This window comes from Catenibacterium sp. GCM10023432, assembly GCF_042651925.1.
Taxonomy (GTDB): domain Bacteria; phylum Bacillota_I; class Bacilli_A; order Erysipelotrichales; family Coprobacillaceae; genus Catenibacterium; species Catenibacterium mitsuoka.
In genome coordinates this window covers 19,081-38,914 of sequence record NZ_JBHSEB010000010.1, presented here as the reverse complement: position 1 = coordinate 38,914, position 19,834 = coordinate 19,081, and the positions used below count along the sequence as shown (strand labels likewise).

At 29.2% G+C, this 19,834-nt stretch carries 18 protein-coding genes; 2 read left to right on the top strand and 16 right to left on the bottom strand.

The features are described 5' to 3' along the window. Positions 1–192: 192 nt before the first annotated feature. Together ACFOZZ_RS02770 and ACFOZZ_RS02765 are read right to left on the bottom strand one after the other, a co-directional pair. A complete protein-coding gene (locus ACFOZZ_RS02770; RefSeq protein WP_376814656.1) occupies positions 193–819 on the bottom strand; it encodes an IS3 family transposase in 627 nt (208 codons plus the stop codon). Continuing rightward, positions 726–1,019, bottom strand: coding sequence for an HTH domain-containing protein (locus ACFOZZ_RS02765; protein ID WP_376814655.1), 294 nt, complete (start codon positions 1,017–1,019; stop codon positions 726–728). The genes ACFOZZ_RS02770 and ACFOZZ_RS02765 overlap by 94 nt, the downstream gene beginning before the upstream one ends. A 919-nt stretch (positions 1,020–1,938) precedes the next feature. Between ACFOZZ_RS02765 and ACFOZZ_RS02760 the strand changes: the two genes are divergently transcribed. Beyond that, positions 1,939–2,088 carry a DUF6718 family protein gene (locus ACFOZZ_RS02760; RefSeq protein WP_278779210.1) on the top strand — a complete coding sequence of 50 codons (150 nt, stop codon included), beginning with the start codon at positions 1,939–1,941 and terminating at the stop codon, positions 2,086–2,088. A gap of 405 nt (positions 2,089–2,493) precedes the next feature. Here the strand turns inward: ACFOZZ_RS02760 and ACFOZZ_RS02755 are convergent, their stop codons facing one another. The 4 genes from ACFOZZ_RS02755 to ACFOZZ_RS02740 all read right to left on the bottom strand — a co-directional run bounded on the left by ACFOZZ_RS02755 (position 2,494) and on the right by ACFOZZ_RS02740 (position 5,786). Then, positions 2,494–2,652 carry a hypothetical protein gene (locus ACFOZZ_RS02755; protein WP_278779212.1) on the bottom strand — a complete coding sequence of 53 codons (159 nt, stop codon included), beginning with the start codon at positions 2,650–2,652 and terminating at the stop codon, positions 2,494–2,496. 171 nt (positions 2,653–2,823) lie between these two features. Further along, positions 2,824–3,276, bottom strand: coding sequence for a hypothetical protein (locus ACFOZZ_RS02750; protein WP_055289964.1), 453 nt, complete (start codon positions 3,274–3,276; stop codon positions 2,824–2,826). Continuing rightward, entirely contained in the window at positions 3,269–3,874 is a 606-nt protein-coding gene (locus ACFOZZ_RS02745; protein ID WP_278779214.1) for an ImmA/IrrE family metallo-endopeptidase, read from the bottom strand. Before ACFOZZ_RS02745 ends, ACFOZZ_RS02750 begins: the two co-directional genes overlap by 8 nt. Before the next feature lie 313 nt (positions 3,875–4,187). Next, positions 4,188–5,786 (bottom strand): ABC-F family ATP-binding cassette domain-containing protein, encoded by a 1,599-nt coding sequence (locus ACFOZZ_RS02740; RefSeq protein ID WP_055289965.1) that lies wholly within the window; start codon positions 5,784–5,786, stop codon positions 4,188–4,190. Positions 5,787–6,220: 434 nt separating this feature from the next. Here ACFOZZ_RS02740 and ACFOZZ_RS02735 point away from each other — a divergent pair, with 434 nt between their 5' ends. After that, a complete protein-coding gene (locus ACFOZZ_RS02735; RefSeq protein ID WP_376814654.1) occupies positions 6,221–6,607 on the top strand; it encodes a hypothetical protein in 387 nt (128 codons plus the stop codon). A 705-nt stretch (positions 6,608–7,312) separates the two neighbouring features. On the opposite strand, the gene ACFOZZ_RS02730 is transcribed toward ACFOZZ_RS02735, so the two are convergent. The 10 genes from ACFOZZ_RS02730 to ACFOZZ_RS02690 all read right to left on the bottom strand — a co-directional run bounded on the left by ACFOZZ_RS02730 (position 7,313) and on the right by ACFOZZ_RS02690 (position 19,825). Further along, a complete protein-coding gene (locus ACFOZZ_RS02730) occupies positions 7,313–8,341 on the bottom strand; it encodes an acyltransferase family protein (protein ID WP_376814653.1) in 1,029 nt (342 codons plus the stop codon). A gap of 531 nt (positions 8,342–8,872) precedes the next feature. Beyond that, the gene (locus ACFOZZ_RS02725) at positions 8,873–9,418 is read right to left on the bottom strand and encodes a DapH/DapD/GlmU-related protein (RefSeq protein ID WP_376814652.1); all 546 of its coding nucleotides are present in this window, start codon (positions 9,416–9,418) and stop codon (positions 8,873–8,875) included. A gap of 826 nt (positions 9,419–10,244) precedes the next feature. Continuing rightward, positions 10,245–10,361 carry a transposase gene (locus ACFOZZ_RS13305; RefSeq protein ID WP_417281976.1) on the bottom strand — a complete coding sequence of 39 codons (117 nt, stop codon included), beginning with the start codon at positions 10,359–10,361 and terminating at the stop codon, positions 10,245–10,247. 697 nt (positions 10,362–11,058) lie between these two features. Next, on the bottom strand, positions 11,059–12,846 hold the full coding sequence (locus ACFOZZ_RS02720) for an ABC transporter ATP-binding protein (protein WP_376814651.1): 1,788 nt from the start codon (positions 12,844–12,846) through the stop codon (positions 11,059–11,061). A gap of 47 nt (positions 12,847–12,893) precedes the next feature. Then, positions 12,894–14,051 (bottom strand): Coenzyme F420 hydrogenase/dehydrogenase, beta subunit C-terminal domain, encoded by a 1,158-nt coding sequence (locus ACFOZZ_RS02715; RefSeq protein WP_376814650.1) that lies wholly within the window; start codon positions 14,049–14,051, stop codon positions 12,894–12,896. 35 nt (positions 14,052–14,086) lie between these two features. Beyond that, positions 14,087–15,631, bottom strand: coding sequence for a hypothetical protein (locus tag ACFOZZ_RS02710; protein ID WP_376814649.1), 1,545 nt, complete (start codon positions 15,629–15,631; stop codon positions 14,087–14,089). A 580-nt stretch (positions 15,632–16,211) separates the two neighbouring features. Then, positions 16,212–16,406, bottom strand: a complete 195-nt coding sequence (locus ACFOZZ_RS02705; protein WP_376814648.1) for a hypothetical protein — start codon at positions 16,404–16,406, stop codon at positions 16,212–16,214. Positions 16,407–16,612: 206 nt separating this feature from the next. Further along, positions 16,613–17,635 carry a glycosyltransferase family 2 protein gene (locus ACFOZZ_RS02700; protein ID WP_376814647.1) on the bottom strand — a complete coding sequence of 341 codons (1,023 nt, stop codon included), beginning with the start codon at positions 17,633–17,635 and terminating at the stop codon, positions 16,613–16,615. A gap of 35 nt (positions 17,636–17,670) precedes the next feature. Beyond that, entirely contained in the window at positions 17,671–18,669 is a 999-nt protein-coding gene (locus ACFOZZ_RS02695) for a glycosyltransferase family A protein (RefSeq protein WP_376814646.1), read from the bottom strand. 1 nt (position 18,670) lies between these two features. Continuing rightward, a complete protein-coding gene (locus ACFOZZ_RS02690) occupies positions 18,671–19,825 on the bottom strand; it encodes a polysaccharide pyruvyl transferase family protein (protein WP_376814645.1) in 1,155 nt (384 codons plus the stop codon). Positions 19,826–19,834: the final 9 nt, after the last annotated feature.

The window sequence follows — 19,834 nt, the reverse complement described above, 5'->3', positions numbered from 1 at the left end:
TATCAGCAACCTGTTGAAAAGTAAGTTCAGGATGATCCTTTCTATATTGAACTGCATCCAATTTAAACTGCTTGTCTATCACTTTATTTTCTGACATGTTAACACCTCTATTTTCATGTTTCAGACTAGTATTCTTTCGAATGTTTTTCAATTCTTTTTTTAGATATTTTCTCTATTTGACTGGCACTAAATTTATACTAGCCCCAATAATACATATGCAAGAATCTGCTTTGTGATGCCATCCTTTACCACCGATAGATAGGCTTTAGATCTTTTATGACCGTAGAATAGATAAGTAATATCTGTTTCAAGCACATATCCAGGACCATATTCCTCGAAGTGTCTGTTTAGAATATTATCTGCATAATCTGATGTTTTCATTGCCTTAGCCATCCTTCTTGCAGGATTAGCTTTTCTTATTGGGCAGAATAGACCGTATTTCTTCATCAGTCTTGAAATCTTTTTATGATTCATCAAAATGCCCATGTGAAGAAGACGCATATGAATACCACGTCTGCCTTTGTCATATCCTTTGAACTTGTATGCTTCTAAAATCAGTTCAAAATCCTTACGGTCTTGTTCTTCTTTTTCGCTTATGGAACCTTTTCGTTTCTTCCATGAATAGAACCCACTTCTTGAAACACCTGCAGTATCGCATAATGCTGAGACACTCAGATTATTACTAGGTGATTCAAGAGTTCTATCCATCAGTTTATATTTTTCTCTTACTGTTTGTCCTTCTGCAGTTTTGATATCTGCTTTCTGTTGATAAATCTCACTCTTTTTAAAAAATCGTTCTCCTGCTGGAGAATTTCGCATTTCTGTTTAAGCCTTTCTAGCTCTTCCTCGATAGTAAGAACCCTTGTAAGAGGTCTGCCAGAATTTGTGCTTCTTGTATCTTTGAATCCTTCTACTCTTGTTGCTTCTTTCCTTACACGATATGTAAAATTTTTAGTTCGACGGGGTCCTAGCATACTTGGATCAAATCCATATTTTTTAAATATATTTCTAGGTAACATTCCTTTCTGTAAATCTGTCCAGAAGAGTTCTTTAAATTATTCTGAATAAGTTATACTTTTAACAGATACTTTCTTTACATATGGATTCTTCTCTAGTTCCTTCACTTGTTCATCGATAAAATAATTTGCTCCCATAATAACACCACCATTCTATAATCATTATACTACGCAAAATAAAAACCCTGTAAAACAGGGTCACGAAATAAGGTCTCTTTTTTATCGTGTCCTTTTTACAGGGTCCATTTTAAAATCTACTGTCTTGCTTAATCATGTGAGTTATTCTCTCTTATAATTCTAGCCTAGTCCTTTGCAAAGTGAATGTCAATGTGATTTCACTTTTTTATATTCTAAAGTGAATGATTATTCCACTTTAGGTGAGTCAAAGTTGCGTTTAGTCTTTCACTTCTTTCCACTTGATCTTACTCTTACAGTTGAATTTAGTTTTACACCTTCAATAGTTGAATTTTCTCCTTCAGGTGTATAATTACTGTGATGTCTGTTTCTCTATTTCATAAAAGGCTGATTATCATAGCTAAATTAAATAAGAATTTGCATCTTACTCATTCAGAAAGGCAAATAAACAGAGGAAAAAATAAGAATCGTTGATATGTCTAAAGAGAAGGAAAATGATGATGATTATAGAGGAGTACATGTTTATTATCAAAAAGGTAATTTTCATTATCCAATAGAAATTCAATTTAATATTTACTACGATAGATAATTTAACGATTGGATGCACGATCAATTTTATAAAAGAGGCTATGATAATCGCATAGGTACCTTCTTGCGCAAATCACACGAAGTTGGTAGAATAAAAAAGGCCGAAGATTTTAAGGAGGTTTTAGCAAGTGTGCTATCTAATAGCGAAAAGATTTAAAAATCAGGATGTATTGCATTACAAACAGAACCAGGAGAAAAAATGGCAAAATTTGCTGATGCTATACAAGAAAAACTTGAATATGATATACAAATTATTACTATCAGTAGACCCACTGCATATGGTGAATATGAGCCTTATCATTTTGTAAAAAGTTATGATGAGTTTAGTAAACAAGCTAGTTTATTATAAAGGAATCCCAATCTTAGGATTCCTTTTTTAGTGTGGTATCTACTATAACAAATTCTGGTCTATTAAAGATTCTAAGCATCCTCGTAGACTCCTTAACTTGCCCTCTACTGGCTATAAATGTTGTATAAAAGAAATTGGTATATTTCTCCAGCAAAACGAGGAAATAGACCTTCTTATGGGGTAAATAGACCATTTAATATATATGGTATACGCTACCGTCCTCCATGAGCATGTCCTTATAGCATGAGATCATAGTCACACTTTAAGTAATCTTTCATACAGAATAATCTATTGGCTGATAATAGTATATCAGGTAATTCTTCATCTACAGCATTCACCCCTTTCAATGTGATAACAATATCAAACTATAAAGCATCCGCAAAGTGAACTACCTCGACTTAATACTCAGTATTTTCTATACCCTTGAATGACTTCATCAAGAATTTTATCTAATTCATCAATTGTATACTCTTTGCTACCTGCCACTCTCTCTTCTTCTACAGAAAGAAGCTGCTCACGCAAATCCAACAATTTTTCTCTACGACTAAATGTTTCAATATCCATCACAGCTAAGTCACCTTCTCCGTTTCTTATAAGATATATGGGTTCTTGACTATCCCTACAAAGATTCACTCCGTAATACGTGATAATTAAAATTTAGGAAACCCTTGGTCATTTTAAATTACCATAACTTCTAACAAATATTTCTAGTATTTATTTATCATTAAATAAACACTATTTCTGTTCTTTTGATAAATCATCTCGTATAGCTTTATCGTAATTTTGAATATTCTTAATTATTTCACTAATTTGTTGGGTTTCTTGAGGATTGAATAAGTATTCTACTATCTTCGTTGGAATTACAATAATCGCACTAACAAGTGAGATAAATGCAGAAATAATAGCTACATGATTACCCTTGAATGATATGATAATAAAAGCGACTATGATTAAAACAAGAACAGAAATCATCAAATTTATAAGATATTTTTTACTTACTTTATTCTTATTTAAAGTCTCTTCTAGATATTTAGAATAATTGTACAAGATTTTTGTATAAATCTTATTTCTTTCATCTAATTCTTTTTCATCTTTTCTATTATGTGGCAATTCATCTATTGAATCAGCACTTTCTAATTCATCTAAAGCAAAATCTTCAGAAAATTCGTTTAGTTTATTATTAGACATACAACACTTCTCTCAATCTTATACGAACGGCAGTTTTTGGTGCATTAAATGCATCTGCTAAGCCTTGAACTATAATCTCTGAATCATCTATATTTTTTGATAATTCTATATATGCATCTTTGAAAGAAGACTTTGGCATCATCAACGAAGCAGCAAAACGATTTGCTCTTTTTTCTTTTTCGTCAATAATTTCATCCGTTCTATAAGTATTAGAATATTCATCATGAATATTACTCTTATAATCATAAATATAATGTGCCAATTCATGACATAGAGTAAAAAGAATATGTTCATCTGTATCTTGATTATTTAAAATAATAACCTTGTCACTTTTATATCTATTGTATAACTTTTTTGAAATACCAATTGTTCCAGAAAGATTTCTATCATTAAATCTTGTTGTATAGATCTTGAATCCCATTATTTTGGCAATTTCTATGATAGGTACTTTTCTTTTATCTAATTTTAATTTGTACTCAGGGTTACTCAGAAAATCATTTAGTAAATCTTCTGCATCGGCATCGATTTGATTACTATTAAAATAATCAGAAAAATCATAATTATGTTTCTGTTTATAATTCTCAATTTCAATACACATATAAATAATCTCCTTTCATCAAAATAAATAAAAAATAGATGTCCTACAAACTAGCAACAAGTATCTATTAACACTCAACAATCTTTTATACTTATCTACTATTACATACCAAAGGAACATATCATTTTGCTCAACTAATTATAGCAAATACCAATAAAATTGTGAATATATAAAAATAATTGTATTTTATTCAAAATATTCCTCAAACCACATGATTTTAAATTTCCAAGCCTTCTAGGATGATACAGGTATTAACATCCTCATCGTATAAGAACTAGCCTCAAGAAGAAAAAAAGAGCGGTTTAATCCGCTCTTATGCTTCAAGTGTGTCCTTGTATTCTAAATATTCATCGAATGTAGAAAGACGGTCAATTGTACCTTCTGCAGTAAATTCGATAATTCTATTCGCAATTGTCTGAACAAACTGGTGATCATGACAAGTAAATAGAATGTTTTCTGGGAAACGCATTAAGCCTTGGTTTAATGCCTGGATAGATTCAAGATCAAGGTGGTTTGTAGGTTCATCAAAGATTAATACGTTTGCATCATGCATCATCATTTTCGCAAGCATACATCTTACCTTTTCTCCTCCTGATAAAACATTTGCTTTCTTTAATGCTTCATCACCAGAGAATAACATTCTACCTAACCATCCTCTTAATTCCTGTTCATACATACTACCATCAGTAAACTGTCTTAACCAGTCTAATAAAGATAATTCACAATCATTAAAGAATGCTGAATTATCTTTAGGGAAATATGACTGAGTAGTCGTAATACCCCATTTATAAGAACCTTCAAAATCTTTATCTTCTCCCATGATGATCTTAAAGAATGCTTCAGTTGCTTTATCGTCTCCAACAAAAGCCACCTTTTCATTTGGAAGAATAGAGAAAGACACATTATTAATAAGTGTTTCTCCATCTACTACCTTAGTTAAGTTTTCTACATTTAATACAATGTTTCCTACTTCTCTACCTGGTTTAAAACCGATGAATGGGTATCTTCTAAGTGATGGTTTCATATCAGCCATTTCTAGGTTATCTAATAACTTCTTACGAGAAGTGGCCTGTTTTGCTTTAGAAGCGTTGGCACTAAAACGAGCGATGAACTCTTCTAATTCTTTCTTCTTAGCTTCTGCTTTCTTGTTCTGGTCTTTCATCTGCTGGATCTGCATCTGAGAATATTCATACCAGAAATCATAGTTACCTACATATAGCTGAATACGGCTGTAATCAATATCAGCAATATGTGTACATACTTTGTTTAAGAAATAACGGTCATGTGATACAACAATGACAGTGTTTTTAAAGTTTAATAGGAAGTTTTCTAACCATCTGATACTCTTTAAGTCGAGATGGTTGGTAGGTTCGTCTAGTAAAAGAATATCAGGGTTTCCAAATAAAGCCTGGGCTAATAATACTTTAACCTTCTGATTACCATCTAAGTCTCTCATATACATATCATGGTATTCAGTTGTAATACCTAAACCATTTAGCATGATTTCAGCATCACTTTCAGCATTCCAGCCATCCATGTCTGCGAACTCACCTTCAAGTTCTCCTAGTTTAATACCATCTTCATCATTGAAATCTGGTTTAGCATATAACTTTTCTTTTTCCTGCATGATTTCAAACAGTCTCTTATTACCCATGATGACTGTTTCTACTACTTTGTTGTCATCATAAGCAAAGTGGTCCTGTTTTAAAACAGATAATCTCTTATTAGGTTCAATAATAACTTCACCTTTATTAGGTTCTATTTCACCTGATAATATTTTTAAGAATGTTGATTTACCAGCACCATTTGCACCAATAATCCCATAACAATTTCCATCAGTAAATTTTACTGATACATCTTCAAATAAAGCGCGATCTCCGTATCTGAGTGATACATTATGTGTTGATATCATAGTCTACATTTCCTTTCGTACAGTGATGTATTATGCCATATTTAGTTGATATTGTCTAGTAAAATACGATTTTACTTATATGAGTTATATAAGCTATATAGAGAGATTTATGGGTATAAGAGGATAAGAATATAAGGGAGAGGAATAAGGCTGTATATAGAGGATATGAGAAGTATAGAGGGTATATGATTAAGAGAAAAAATAGAATGTAATAAAGAAGATAGTGAGATTTGATTTATGTTTAATTGTATTTACGATAATTATGTAATGTTATTTTATTAATTATTCATACATCAGTGTAATTATGTTTTATTATACTAGACATTTTTATATTTTTTGTATAGTATTTCTTAAATATATCCCAGAAGGGTTGCATGAGAAGGCTATAGGGTTTATAATAATTGTAACAATACTAATCAGGGAGGGATTAAAATATGAGAAATTGGGAAAGACCTATGGTTGTCGTAGATACGTTTGCAGCTAATGAATTTGTAAGTACTTGTGGAGAGCTGAACAGAGTCTATAAATTTAAATGCGATGCAGGTGGTGGGACACCAGGAACAGTTTATGAAGATTCAAACCATAATGGAAAGTGGGATTTAATTGGCGATAAGGCATTGACAGGACACATATTACCAACTTACCATGCCTGCGGCGAAACGCATTCTGCACCTACCAATGATGAGTTCATAAAAGGTTTTTATTTACCTAATTCAGATCCGTTCAAAGCAACGAAAGTTATTATTTGGACAGATGGCGGAACCAATATTCATTGTACAACAAATTTGAATAAGGATGAATGGACTACTGAAAGATCTTAATAAAAATTAAACAACTATGAAATGAGTCCCCAGTTTTGGGGGCTTGTTTTTGTTTGAATAAAATATTACAGGTTAATGCTATTGGATGATTAATGTCGCCATGAACAAGTAACCCTTAATATACTTGATCAGCCTCATTGGAATGATTGGTCAAGTGTATCAGAATTAATAGACAATGGACTTGTTAACATATAAGGTGAACTTCCCTACCGTAATGGATGGACTTCTATTAGTGCGTTGTATAACTTACCTCATCACTACCAATACTCCAACTAAAATAAGAATAACCCCTATTATTGACGTGGTCAGGTCCATCGGAATGCTTGGTCAACCCCTCTGGAATAGTTGATCAACTAAATTGGAATCATAAAATAGCTTATACATAAAACTGCATTATTAACCATGAGTAAAAATAGTAATCTAACTATTGCTTGTTTATTTCATAGCAAGATAAAACAACTGAGTCTATCATCCAAAAATAATGGTAATTAATACAAGTGGTGCAGTTACTGCTAAGTTATAGACCCTATTCATAAATAACCATTCAGATACAAATAAGACTCCTTTATGTGTAAAAGGAGATTAATACTTGACCATTAGCTCAATATAGCTAATTTAGTCTCTCTAATTGCTATATAGAGTGTTTGGAGAGACTAAAAAGACTATATATAGTGATTTTAGTATTCTAAGATTACTATAATTACTTTACTTCATACTTAATAGCCACATAACTGGCTTAATATTCAATTTCTTTACTACATAACAAACTATACTACTCAGCAATACTGCAGTGAATACTTGCCCTAATCCACTATTAATATAATTAAATAATAGAGTAGCAAGTCCATACTTAAAAGCAGTATGTAAATAATAGATACAAGAACTTAAATTTCTACATCCTTCTAATATCAGCTTATTAAATTGATATTTTATAGGCTGTAAAGAAATAATAAATAAGCAAATAGCTTGAATTGGATGTAAACAGAGTAAGTCATAATAACCATATGAATATAAAATAATCATAATTATGCTAGATAATGAATAGAATATAATTGCTGATTTAGTTTTACCTATTAAAGTATCATAGTTCTTACTTAGAAAATAACCAATAGCAACATAAGGTAATCCTTTCATAAATAGATTATTACTCCATCCAAAAATTAAATAGCATAATCTATTGATATACTGTATACCTAACACATTGAAATTAGCATCGTATAAGAGACCAAGAATCAATCCACAAAAGCCAATAGCATATAATAGCTTTTCTAGATCATATTTTATTAATATTGCAGCAACAAATAAAGATTCAGCTAATACTAACAGGAACCAATAAACACCCTGACCAGCAATAAAATATCGTCTTATAAATACAAGTATTAAATATAATTTTGACGTACCACCATACATACTCTTATATAGATCTATGAACCATGGTGTCCATAATATAGTCCATACAAAATAGATCAGTAAAAAGTTTATACAAATTCTTTTTGTGATTTCTATGATGTTATTGTTTGATTTGTTATTAAAGCATTTTTTAGCCCAAAAGAATCCAGATACTATTATAAAGAATGGTACTGCTTGGTTTGAAAAGCACTTAATTATCATAGTAGAAATCGGATTGAGTGATAATTGGCTTCTAAAATGTATTAATACGACTAATAGTGCACATAGTAATCTTGATATGTCTATTAATGGTATGTGTGTGTGTTTGTTTTTTGATTCTTGCATTATTTACTCCCTTCTATTTGATTATATATAAATAACTTGTTGACATATAATCCACAAGTCTTAGTGAAGAATAGTATTTGTAAACTAATTATCCTAATTTTCAGATAACTGAATGAACGTAGTATTAGGCCATATAAAAAGTCAAAAGAATTTGCTGTTTAATGCTTCTACCAAAGGACCAGATGCAAGTGCATCAATATTCAACCTGATTGAATCAGATGAGCTAATAGGCTTAATCCTTTTTATTACATACTAAAGACAATACCTCAGATTGATATCATTCAACATCCAGAGAAGATTGACTGGTTCATGTCATGGAGTAATTAAATAAAAAAAGAGTTTGGAATAAAGGACGATTAAATCGAAATAACTTAATCGCCCATTTCAATTACACCATATAATTTAATGCTTACTTATCTTGCAGAGGCGGTTTTGAATTTTGCACTATTACAATTTTAGCAATCTCGTTTTTATATCTATAAACTAATCCAATATTATCAATCCTCTAAATAATAAACATTATAATCTATCTTATTCTACATACCCTATACCATCTTTTAGTTTATCTTTTTGTTCTATTTTTTTATCCATCGAAATATTTTTACGTAATGTATATTCATCTGAAAAACAGCAATTAATATTCATACGTTTTTGCTCTTTTTCTAAATAGTCACTTAAACTACATAGAAAATGAGCTGGATTACCTGCATAAACAGAATTATCTTCTATATCATGGGTCACAGTACTATTAGCACCTATTATTACATTATTACCTATACTAATTCCCGGTAATATAACTGATGATGCACCGATAAACACATTATTTCCAATATTGACTCTACCTATCTTTGTATATCCCAAAAATTGTTTTGTACTAGCATCATGACATAAAATGTGGACTCTAGGAGCTAAAGTGACATTATCACCGATATCTATTAACCAACAATGTGAAGGATCCAATATTGTACCATGTAATCTATTAAAATTATGACCAACCTTCATCCCCATATTAATTAATTTTTCTGTAGTATAATCTCCTCTGAGACGATATATAAATTCTTTAATCAACTGCTTCATTTTAAACTTTTCCTTTCAACATTCATTAAAGTTTTATTAAAAAATTATACATAAACTATATAAATATCAGAGCACATAACTATAGTGTATAAATGTAATATTGTATATTATCAAACTGTATAATAATGAGTTAATATTTAAATAAGTATGATTTATTTATGAAATCAATTCTGGATTTTCTATAACCTCTATTAAATACAATAAAGTAATACAACAAGTAAAGATAATTTATTATTAATCAAAAATAATTATTTCAAACGCTCTTTTTAAGTAAATTGTTGCTTTAGGTTATCTTATTCAGCAAAAATCTCATAACGATACTCGTAATATGCTTCCTTAAGTCAAATAGGCATAGGTGTAGCTCTTACCATTTCATTACTGAAAACCTCGGTATCTATAATCATTCTAAGAATTTCAAAAGCCATTTATTTTTTCTTGAACTTATACTTAACCTGCTTCTTAAGAAGTAGAAAATCTAGATAACCTTGTATATATCTGGTTCCAACTCCTTTTGTTATCTGTATCATTAAACTCACTTCTGTCATCAGCTCGTTGACTGAACCTAATGATTTTCCGCCATCAGTAAGATATCTCTTCTCTAAGGGAGATGTCTTTATCTTATTGTTTGCTGCTTCAAGATAGTTGGCAAATTACTGTATGCTTGCCTTTGAATCTGATATGAACTCTTCAACATCTTTAAAGTAGTCTTTATTCGCTTTATACTTATCGAATGATTCACTTCCAAGACCTGTACTTCATCTTCTAGAGTCATCTTATATAGTTCTAGTTCAATGAAGTGAAGCCACTGTTCCAAAGTGAAATGAGATCAGTAGAATAAGGTATTAGTTCTATCACTAAAAGATTTGAGACAGTCAAGACAGATATATCTCTGGTGCCCGTTCTTGTCCTTCCCATTCTTCTTGAAATGAAGGGAACCACATATAGAGCATGCCTTATGAGATGGATCAATGTCTTCATCATCCTGTTCATATAATGATTCAATAAGTTTATTTACATAATCCTTATCCTTAGATTTTAAATAGTTTTTTACTTAATTTTCAGTTATCATAGCACCCACCTGACCTTTCAAAGTCATTTTACAACTATTTAAAAACCATGACTTAAGTTAAGTGGATATAAAGTAGAAAATCAGATATTAAGTAAAATTTAATGATCTAGTAGCAACATTTTTCTTAAAATGAGAGAAAAATAATATTACATTTCCTTATTTATATAATTTACTATTTTTATGAATTACTTTGTCTAATATTCAAAAATTACATAAGTCTGCATAAACCAACAAACTCAGACACATTTAATATGAAACAAAAGAGAATTACCTATAAAAGTAGTAAAAAAATCTGAAATATTAGTATTACTAGTAATAATCCTTGCTATCCAAGTTAAAACCAAATTGATTTAATATATAATCATTAATTTAATTATTCTATTTTTCTTTTATCTTCTGATTGATTTTTTAACAAATAAACTACATCTTCGACACAAAAGCAATAAATTGATATATAAATTTCACATATAAATGACAAATAATAAGTTATTGGATATTCTTCAATTATAAATAAAAGAGTATAGACTGTTTTTTTGTTATATCCTTAATAAGATCCCTTTTTAATAAGAATTTAGAAATCCATAGCCATCTTACTAGACTCTTCTTCACTTAACTCAGTAACATGAGTCTCCATAACTCTATATACTCTCTGACACATATTTAATACACTAGGTCTATGTGTAGTGACTATACAAGTCTTATTAGGATGGTTCTGTATAATGTTTCTTAATACTTTTCTTTCAGTAGTAACATCTAAAGCGCTTGTTGCTTCATCTAATAGTAAGATTGGTGCATCTCTGAGAATTGCTCTTGCGATAGCGATTCTCTGAGCCTGTCCTTCTGAGAATCCTCTACCCCTTTCACCAATCTTAGTATTAATAGTATCAGGTAGTTTAGAAATAAAATCCCATGCACAAGAGACTTGTAACGCATGTATAATTTCTTCATCTGTTGCATCCTGTTTAACCATTCTCATATTCTCTGCAACAGTACCAGATAGAATAGTATTACCTTGAGGTACATAAGCGAACAAGTGTCTTGTGTTTGCATTGGCTTCTACTGCATCACCATTAGATGCATTAATACTTACTCCACCATCAGACGGTCTAATTAAACCTAAGATCAATCTAATCATAGTAGTCTTACCTTCTCCAGAAGGACCTACTAATGCAACGATTTCACCTGGATTTGCTTCAAAATCAGAATCAGTAATAACTTTGTTGTTTTCAATATATGCAAAGTTAACATCACTCATCTTAACACTAAATCCATCATCCTTATATGCATCTAGCTCACTGCTTTCAGGAATATGAACTTCTTTAGGAAGTTCTACTAATTCTCTGATACGGTGTGCAGATACTGAACTTGTTAGAAATGATGGGATAATAGATACTACGTTACTGAATGCTCCTTCTAGGCTTGATCTTTGTTGTAAGAAGAGTGTCATAGTACCATATGTAATATCTTTAGTCCAAAGTCTAAATAGACAGTACCCAAAAGCTGTAAGAGATACAGCTGTACCTAATATAGACATGAATACATTCGTCCAGATAGTAAACATGTTATAGTCTAATGAAACATCTTTAAACTTCTTCTGCCAGTCTCTCATTTTCTTACTGTATAATTTTGATATACCAAATGATTTGATTGTATCAAAGTTATAGAATGTTTCTACTTCAAATGTCATCATTTCAGAAGACATCTTTCTTACTTTCATGTTGTATTGTCTCTGTTTAGTGATTAAGAAACGAGAGGCAATAAGCATAAATGGTGCACTGGCGAAAGCTAATGCAGCCATGATCTTATCATAATGCCAGATGACAAAGAATGTAGCGATGAAGTTATAGAGTGCAATAATGATAGTTGGTAACCAGCTAATAGCGTTACCTGATACTGTACTTACATCACTATTGAATCTGTTTAATACATCCCCATTACTGTATTGGTTAATAGCTAACCAGTCTGCATCAATGATCTTATCAAAGATATCAGCCTGTATATCGTTATTAATATATATACTTAATTTAGCTGTAATACGATTTAAGATACTGCCAAAGACTAAACTAAATACTGTAGAACCTATCATGATACATATCAGAATTGGTAGTTTTGATATCTTGTAACCAGTGATGATATCTATCATGTATTTACCTACTACAGAACTTACTAGTCCTAGAGTTGTACTTAATATACCTAATACAGTATAAAAGACAATAGCACCTTTATATCTTTTACTATATGAGAAGATCCACTTCCAGTCATCTAAGATTTCTGAAAAGGTACCATCTCTCCATTTTTGAATCAATATGTCTAATGATTCAAAGGAAGTGGATCTTTGTTTGTTGTCGTTGTTATCCATTTAGTTCCTCCTACTTAATCAAAATAAATCTAATTAAAACCACATTTTTATTTCTTAATAATAAGTTTAAATTTCCTTATTATCTTAATTAAATTAAGCCTAAATACAGAAAAATAATCACTAATTCTAAATAGTAATTTTATATAGAATTCCGTAGTGAAAAAATGATTAAATAAAAAATAAATACGTCTAGCAAAAGGTTTATTTGTTGAATTAATTAAACAGTCATTATATTTATATGCAAAATCATTAGGGTATGATTTAAAAACCATTTCTTTGTTTATTTCATCAATATATTCATCAATTTTATTATTATGAGTTATCATAATAGATGTTCCATATGGTTGGTACATGGTTTGATCTAACTTATCTAATCCCCAAAAATCTCCAATAGTTATATCAGAAATTCTAGATAATCCCTTAAAATTACATTTATAGCAACTATTTCTTAGATAATAATTTGCAATAAAACCCCTCAAATATATATTTTTAGAATATGCTTCGCTTTGTTTTAAACCATTAGAGTATTTAAATACAATTGGAGCATCATTAATACCATTGGTTTTATCCCTAGGTATAATATCAATTATATTACCCTTACCTTTTTCTTTGATATATTTCTCCCATACGCTTGGCGATGGAACACCATGACATATTAAATCTATAGTTAATAAATTATCATATTCTTTTATCAAATAATTCTTTAGTCCAGCAATTTGACAACCAGTTCCAACAAATAAAACTTTATTTCCTTTCTCTAATAATTCTCTAGCATGTTTAAAAGAATCATTCATTTGACTTTGAACATATTTACTTCCTAACAGTTTTTTTAAATCATTTTTGTTATCTACACAAATGTGTTTAACTTTAAAATTTTCATCAAAAGCTGCACCAAAAACAAAACCTTTTTGATCAATTATATATTCTGCTAAAATTCTAAAAATTCCTCCAGAAGCACTTTCTAATCTTTTGGACTTATCTTTAATATATGAAGAATAAACCTGATTATTAGAATTTATTTCAACGTGCTTATTAACAGGACAAACTTTCAAACACAACCCACATGAAATACAATTTGAATTATTTATTATTGGATAGTAAAATCCTTCCAAATTTTTTTTCATTTCAATTGCATTCTTTGGACAAATTGAATAGCAAGCAGAACATCCTGTACATTCTTCTTTAATTGATTGTATTGTTTCCATTTTATCAGTCACTTTCTAATTATAATATAGATTATTTAATTTAAACTTAGTTTAGATTTAATTTTAGTAAGTATTCTATTTCCCATTTCTTTTATAGCAATAAATTCTTTCGTTCTATAGAATAAGGCTGTATTTATAATTAATGGAACTAGTACAGATATAATTATCTTTACAATAAAGCCAACAAACACAAATTTTATTTTTACTAATTCACATCCTACATATGCAATACCCATATTTAATAAACCTAATGCTATATAAATTATATAACGTTTATAGTATTTCATTACTGATGTATGAAATACTTTACGATATATAATGATTGGTCTATACCAATCTGCAGTTAATAAGCTACCAACAATTGTTCCCAGAAATACTCCAGCTACTCCCATCCATTTTACTAATATAATAGAAGCTACAAGATTAATAATAGCAAACGCAAAAGGAATCCATGCATCTTCCATATATGTTCCTGCCGCACCTTTCATTGTTATAAGAGGCATTCGCAATCCTGTCAAATAATTATTTATAACAATTATTAAAACAGTAAATGTATTAAATGTAAAATTTTCCCCGAGCCATATATCACCAATAAATGGATTGAATAAGCATAAGAAGCAAACAGCTTCAAAACAATATATAAAATAAGCACAAAACATCATTATATTGAATACTTCTTCTTTCCTTTCGTCACTTTCAACAGCTACTACATTACCAATTCCTGCAGTCACACTGGCAAATAACGTAGAAATATAGCCGTTAACCATATTTCTAATCAATAAATAATTTGAATAAATTCCAGTCGCAGCGAGAGTCACCAATTTTGTAATAATCAAGTTATCTGTTGAATTAACTAAATAATCACCTATTTTAGCAATTATTAACCCTCCAACATTTCTTTTTAACGAACTTTTTTGTTCTGGCTTAAGTTGCTCTTTTGAATAAAAATCAACTTCTTTATATTTTTTTGTGATATATCTATTTTGTAATAACATAATAACAACTGAACAAACTATTTGTACTGAAAGATAAAGAGTATAGTTTTTAAATAATACTAATACTATAATTTGTGCAACTGTTTGAATTACATTCATTACTATATTAATTGGAACCAAACGGAATGCTTGATTGTCTGAAGAAATTAATGTCGTTTTATACGATAAAAAATAGCCTATTACAGTATTAAATAAAAAAGCAAAATATGCGAATGTAGTTCCTTTAGGTTGCTGACTAGGAGCAATGAAAAAGTCCAAAGAGAAAAATAAAACAATTCCTGATATTAATACAATATTACCAATAATGACATATGCCTTACGATATACAGACATTAATGCACTAACAGACTTATAATCTTTTTCTGCCAAAGGTTTATATAAACTAAATCCTATAGCAGTAGCAATTCCTAATTCAGATATAGTTAAAAAACCAAGTACATTTCCTAACAATCCTGCAAGACCTAAATAAGTAGATCCAAGAATATATATGAAAACAGTACGAGATACTAAGCCTAATAAAGATGATAAAATGTTATTACCAAGTGTTAAAACAAAATTTTTTGTTGAATTTTCTAATCTCGACATATTTATACCTATTATGAAATGACCGTTTTCAAGACGTAAATAAACTTCTACTATTTGATTTAATCATCAAGGACATAGAAAGACCCTAAATCGTATAGATTCTGCGACAGTTAACCATCCTTTAATTCCTGGATTGGTTACTAAAAGGTTAATGGCTCGTCGACAGCCTATAATCTCCATATGTGGGTCAATGCTTTTATAATTCGACAAGATTACGACTTCTCACCAAAATTTGCATTGCCTTCAGAGATAACTCTTAGATAGCTGAACATGTTCTATTTCTTTGAAGTCCATCTATGCCTTTGATATTTGTTTATTTTTTCTTTTAAGGTCTTTCACCTTTCCTTTCTTAAGAATTTTTTATTCTAGTTATAAAAACTAATCTAAATGACCAGTTTCGATTTCCCATTCGAAACATGATAGTTCTCTTTCAATGGCTGTAATAGCAACATTTCTTGAATCTCTTCTATCATTCTTTACACCTTATTCTTAGCTGAGCGCTGCACGGTAGAAGGAGCAAGAATATCACAATCAATTCCTCGTTCTGCAAGCTTCCAGTATAAAAAATAGCCATGCACCCTCACTCATAGCTTGATTTGATATCCGCATAAGGCTGGTTGATAATACTCTTTGCATTCTCAATAAATTTGATAATAAGATCAAAATCGGCTGGAATCCTAGTCTCAAATAATACTTCTCCTAATTCCTTTAAAACAGCACATAAACTATAAGTCTTCTTGCGGTCATCCATTCCAATATCAATTATACTTTTCATAGTGACCTCCTGTTGTTGTAATGGTAACAACTCTAATTTTAGTTTCTATTCTAATTTTGAGTTTAAATCCACATATTGGCAACTAGGAGGTCATTTCATATGATTGCCGATATTAAATTTTATTCATTAAAGAATAAAGTTAATTAATCAACTTTAATAGTACATCACAATTATAATTAATTAGATTTTCTTAGTAATCATTTAATTTATCTGGATTGTTTGCCTAATTGTCTAATAAATTTATATCCATTTTTGCCAAATAACAAAACGATAAGATAACGAATTTTTTGTTTTATAGGAAGTGATTCATTCAATATGTCGGGAATCAATTTTCTTAAACGCGATTTTGAAAATTCATTCAATCCGGTTGGAATACTATCATTATTATAACATGTTAGTATTTTATCAATTTCTAAACACTCCACTGCGACAGTCAATTCTTTAAACGAACATTTTTTATATAAAGATAGATGATCATCCCAAATTTTAAAAGAATCAATAAACCCTTTCTTCTTATGTTCAGGGCTTTGATTATTTGTAATGCTCCATTCTACTTTTCTATAGTAATATCCCGCATTATTAATAAATTTAACTTTATTGCATTTTAATAATATATAAGGCATAACATATATATCTTCAAATAAAATTCCTTCTGGAAAACGTAATTCGTCCCAAATTTTTCTTCTAAATAGTTTACCCCATACATAAACACAATTTATATTTTCAATTGTATTATCGATTGAATAATGTTTGTATAGAGCATCTTTTCCCGTTAAGATAATTTTATCCTTTGGTGAAAAATATTTTTCTTGATTATTTTTGTTATCAAAATGCGTATAACCACAAGAAACATAATCGCAATCATATATTTCGTTATATAATGACTCTATTAAATCAGGCATAATATAATCATCACTATCTACAAAAGAAATGTACTCTCCATTGCAAACATCAAGTCCTTTATTTCGAGCAGATGATACACCATTGTTTTTTTTATGTATAACTTTTATTCTTGTATCTTCTTTCTTAAAATCATCACAAATTTTTCCACATTTATCAGGACTACCATCATCAATTAATATAATCTCAAGATTTTTGTAGGTTTGATTTATTATGCTATTAACACAACAATTTAAATAGTTTTCTACTTTGTATATTGGAACAATTAACGAAATAAGCGGTTTATTTTCTTTTAAAGAATCTAGATTATTTTCATTTACTTTATACATTGTAACTCCCCCCTTTAATCAATGTTTCAAAGGTATTACTTCATAACTCTTAACTTTCTTGCTAATCTATAATACACATATAATAAATAGTTATTTTTTTTGTAAAATGCTATTTTATCATTAATACTTAGCTCATGATTTCTATTTAATTCTTCAAAAAAATGTTTTCCTTCTTTATGATTATACCAAATTGCTAAATACATTTTTAGTCTTAGAAAATTGTACTTTATAAATTTTATATATTTTTCTTTATCTGTAATATCAAGTTTATTAATTACATTAAGATAAATTTCTTCATATCCATTATATCTTACTTTTTCAACTTCATAATTATCTTCATCCTCACTGAATGTAGTTGTTATTGATCCATCATGACGGATATATTTCATTAAGGGTTTATTTAAATACAAACCTTTATTTTTATATACAGTTGGTAGAACTAATTGCATATTTTGGCCATATCTTGAAGGAAAAATATCTCTACCTTTGTTATTCTGAAGCCATGTACTAGTCCTAATCATGTAGCTTCCCGCCCAAGTTTTAACTTTTCCCTTTAAAACCAAATCAAAAATATTATACTCTTCACCATTATATGTAGAATCATAAAAAGGCGAAGATATATCATCTAGATTATTTTCTTTTACATAATATCCGTTTCCATAAACATAGGAACAATCTGGATTCTCATTCATTTTATCTACTAATGTTTCAATTGATTCTTTTAATAAAATATCGTCAACATCTAATAGTAATAAAAATTCACCATCAAAATATTTTAGACCTTCATTTAATGCACTACCTACACCACCATTTGTTTTTTTAAGATATTTTACGTCACTTAAAATTTTTTTTAAATTTGGTAATTCTGCTTGAATTAACCTATCAGTATCATCATTTGATCCATCATTGATTAGTATAAGCTGAATATTTGAATAAGTTTGATAAATTACTGATTTCAAACTTCTTTCTATATATTTTTCTCCATTATAAATTGGAATTAATAAAGATACTCTATTTTTTACTAAATTTTCCATTTTATAATTTCTCCAATTCTTCAATATTAAAGATATTCTCTTTATATCTAGGAATATAATTAATCAAATGCGTTCTTATTTCATCTTCTCTATTGAATATCCATTTAAAAGAATCTATTAAATCATTTTCATTATCTAAAGATTGAACTGGGATAACATAGTTTTTATATGTACCAAATAAATCCTTAGCAATCCCTTTAGCCTTTACAGAATACCCCACAACAAGAGTAGGAACGCATGAAGAATAGGCTGCTATAGTAGAATGTGTTCTAGCCCCTATAAAAAATCTACATTTTGAAATAATTCCTTTTAATTTTTGACAATTTTGATCATTAATTAATAAAACTCTATTTGAATATTTAAATAAGTCATATAAGTATCCTAATGGTTTTCTATCATCATTGTTATCTTTCCATATAACATGAGGAATTAAAACTATATTCATATCTGTTTTATCAAGAATATAATCAATTAAATTAATATAGTTTTTTAAAGTTATTCCAGTTTGTTTTTCTTTATTTATTATCATAGGACTGATATTGATTCCAACTGAATTCTTTAATAAATTTTCATCAATTTCTGTTGTTTCTGAGTCTAACCAGAATGCAGGATCAGGTTTTAGCAGTACATTTGCTCCAATACTTTTTAATGCTTCATAAGATATAGATTCTCGAGCAACAATCAAATCATAATTACATAAATCTTTATTAAGTTTATCCACTGAATCTGGCTCAACTGAACATCCCCATAACACTGTTTTTATTCCACGTCTAGATAGCATATTATGCAGCATTATAAAACGCTCATATCCAGGATAACAATAATTATCTCCTCCAATTGATAAAGCAATAGTATCTTTTTCAACATGCTCAAAAGTCTTCTTATAAACTAATTCTTCACTCAATAATTCATTTTTAAATAACTTTAATGATAGATAAGCCTTTATATAATTAAAGTTAATTTTTGGCACATTGTTTTTTTCTTCTTTGAGATTAATAATATTGTTTAAACCATAGTTTTCATCTTCTTTTTTACCATTAGTGGCTAAAGTAAATTCATTTGAATTATTCTTGTTTAGTATTTTATAAGTCGATCTTACTATTGCTTCACATCCGTGATTTCCACTTCCATTGTGCCCATATAGAAAAAATTTCATTTAATATTC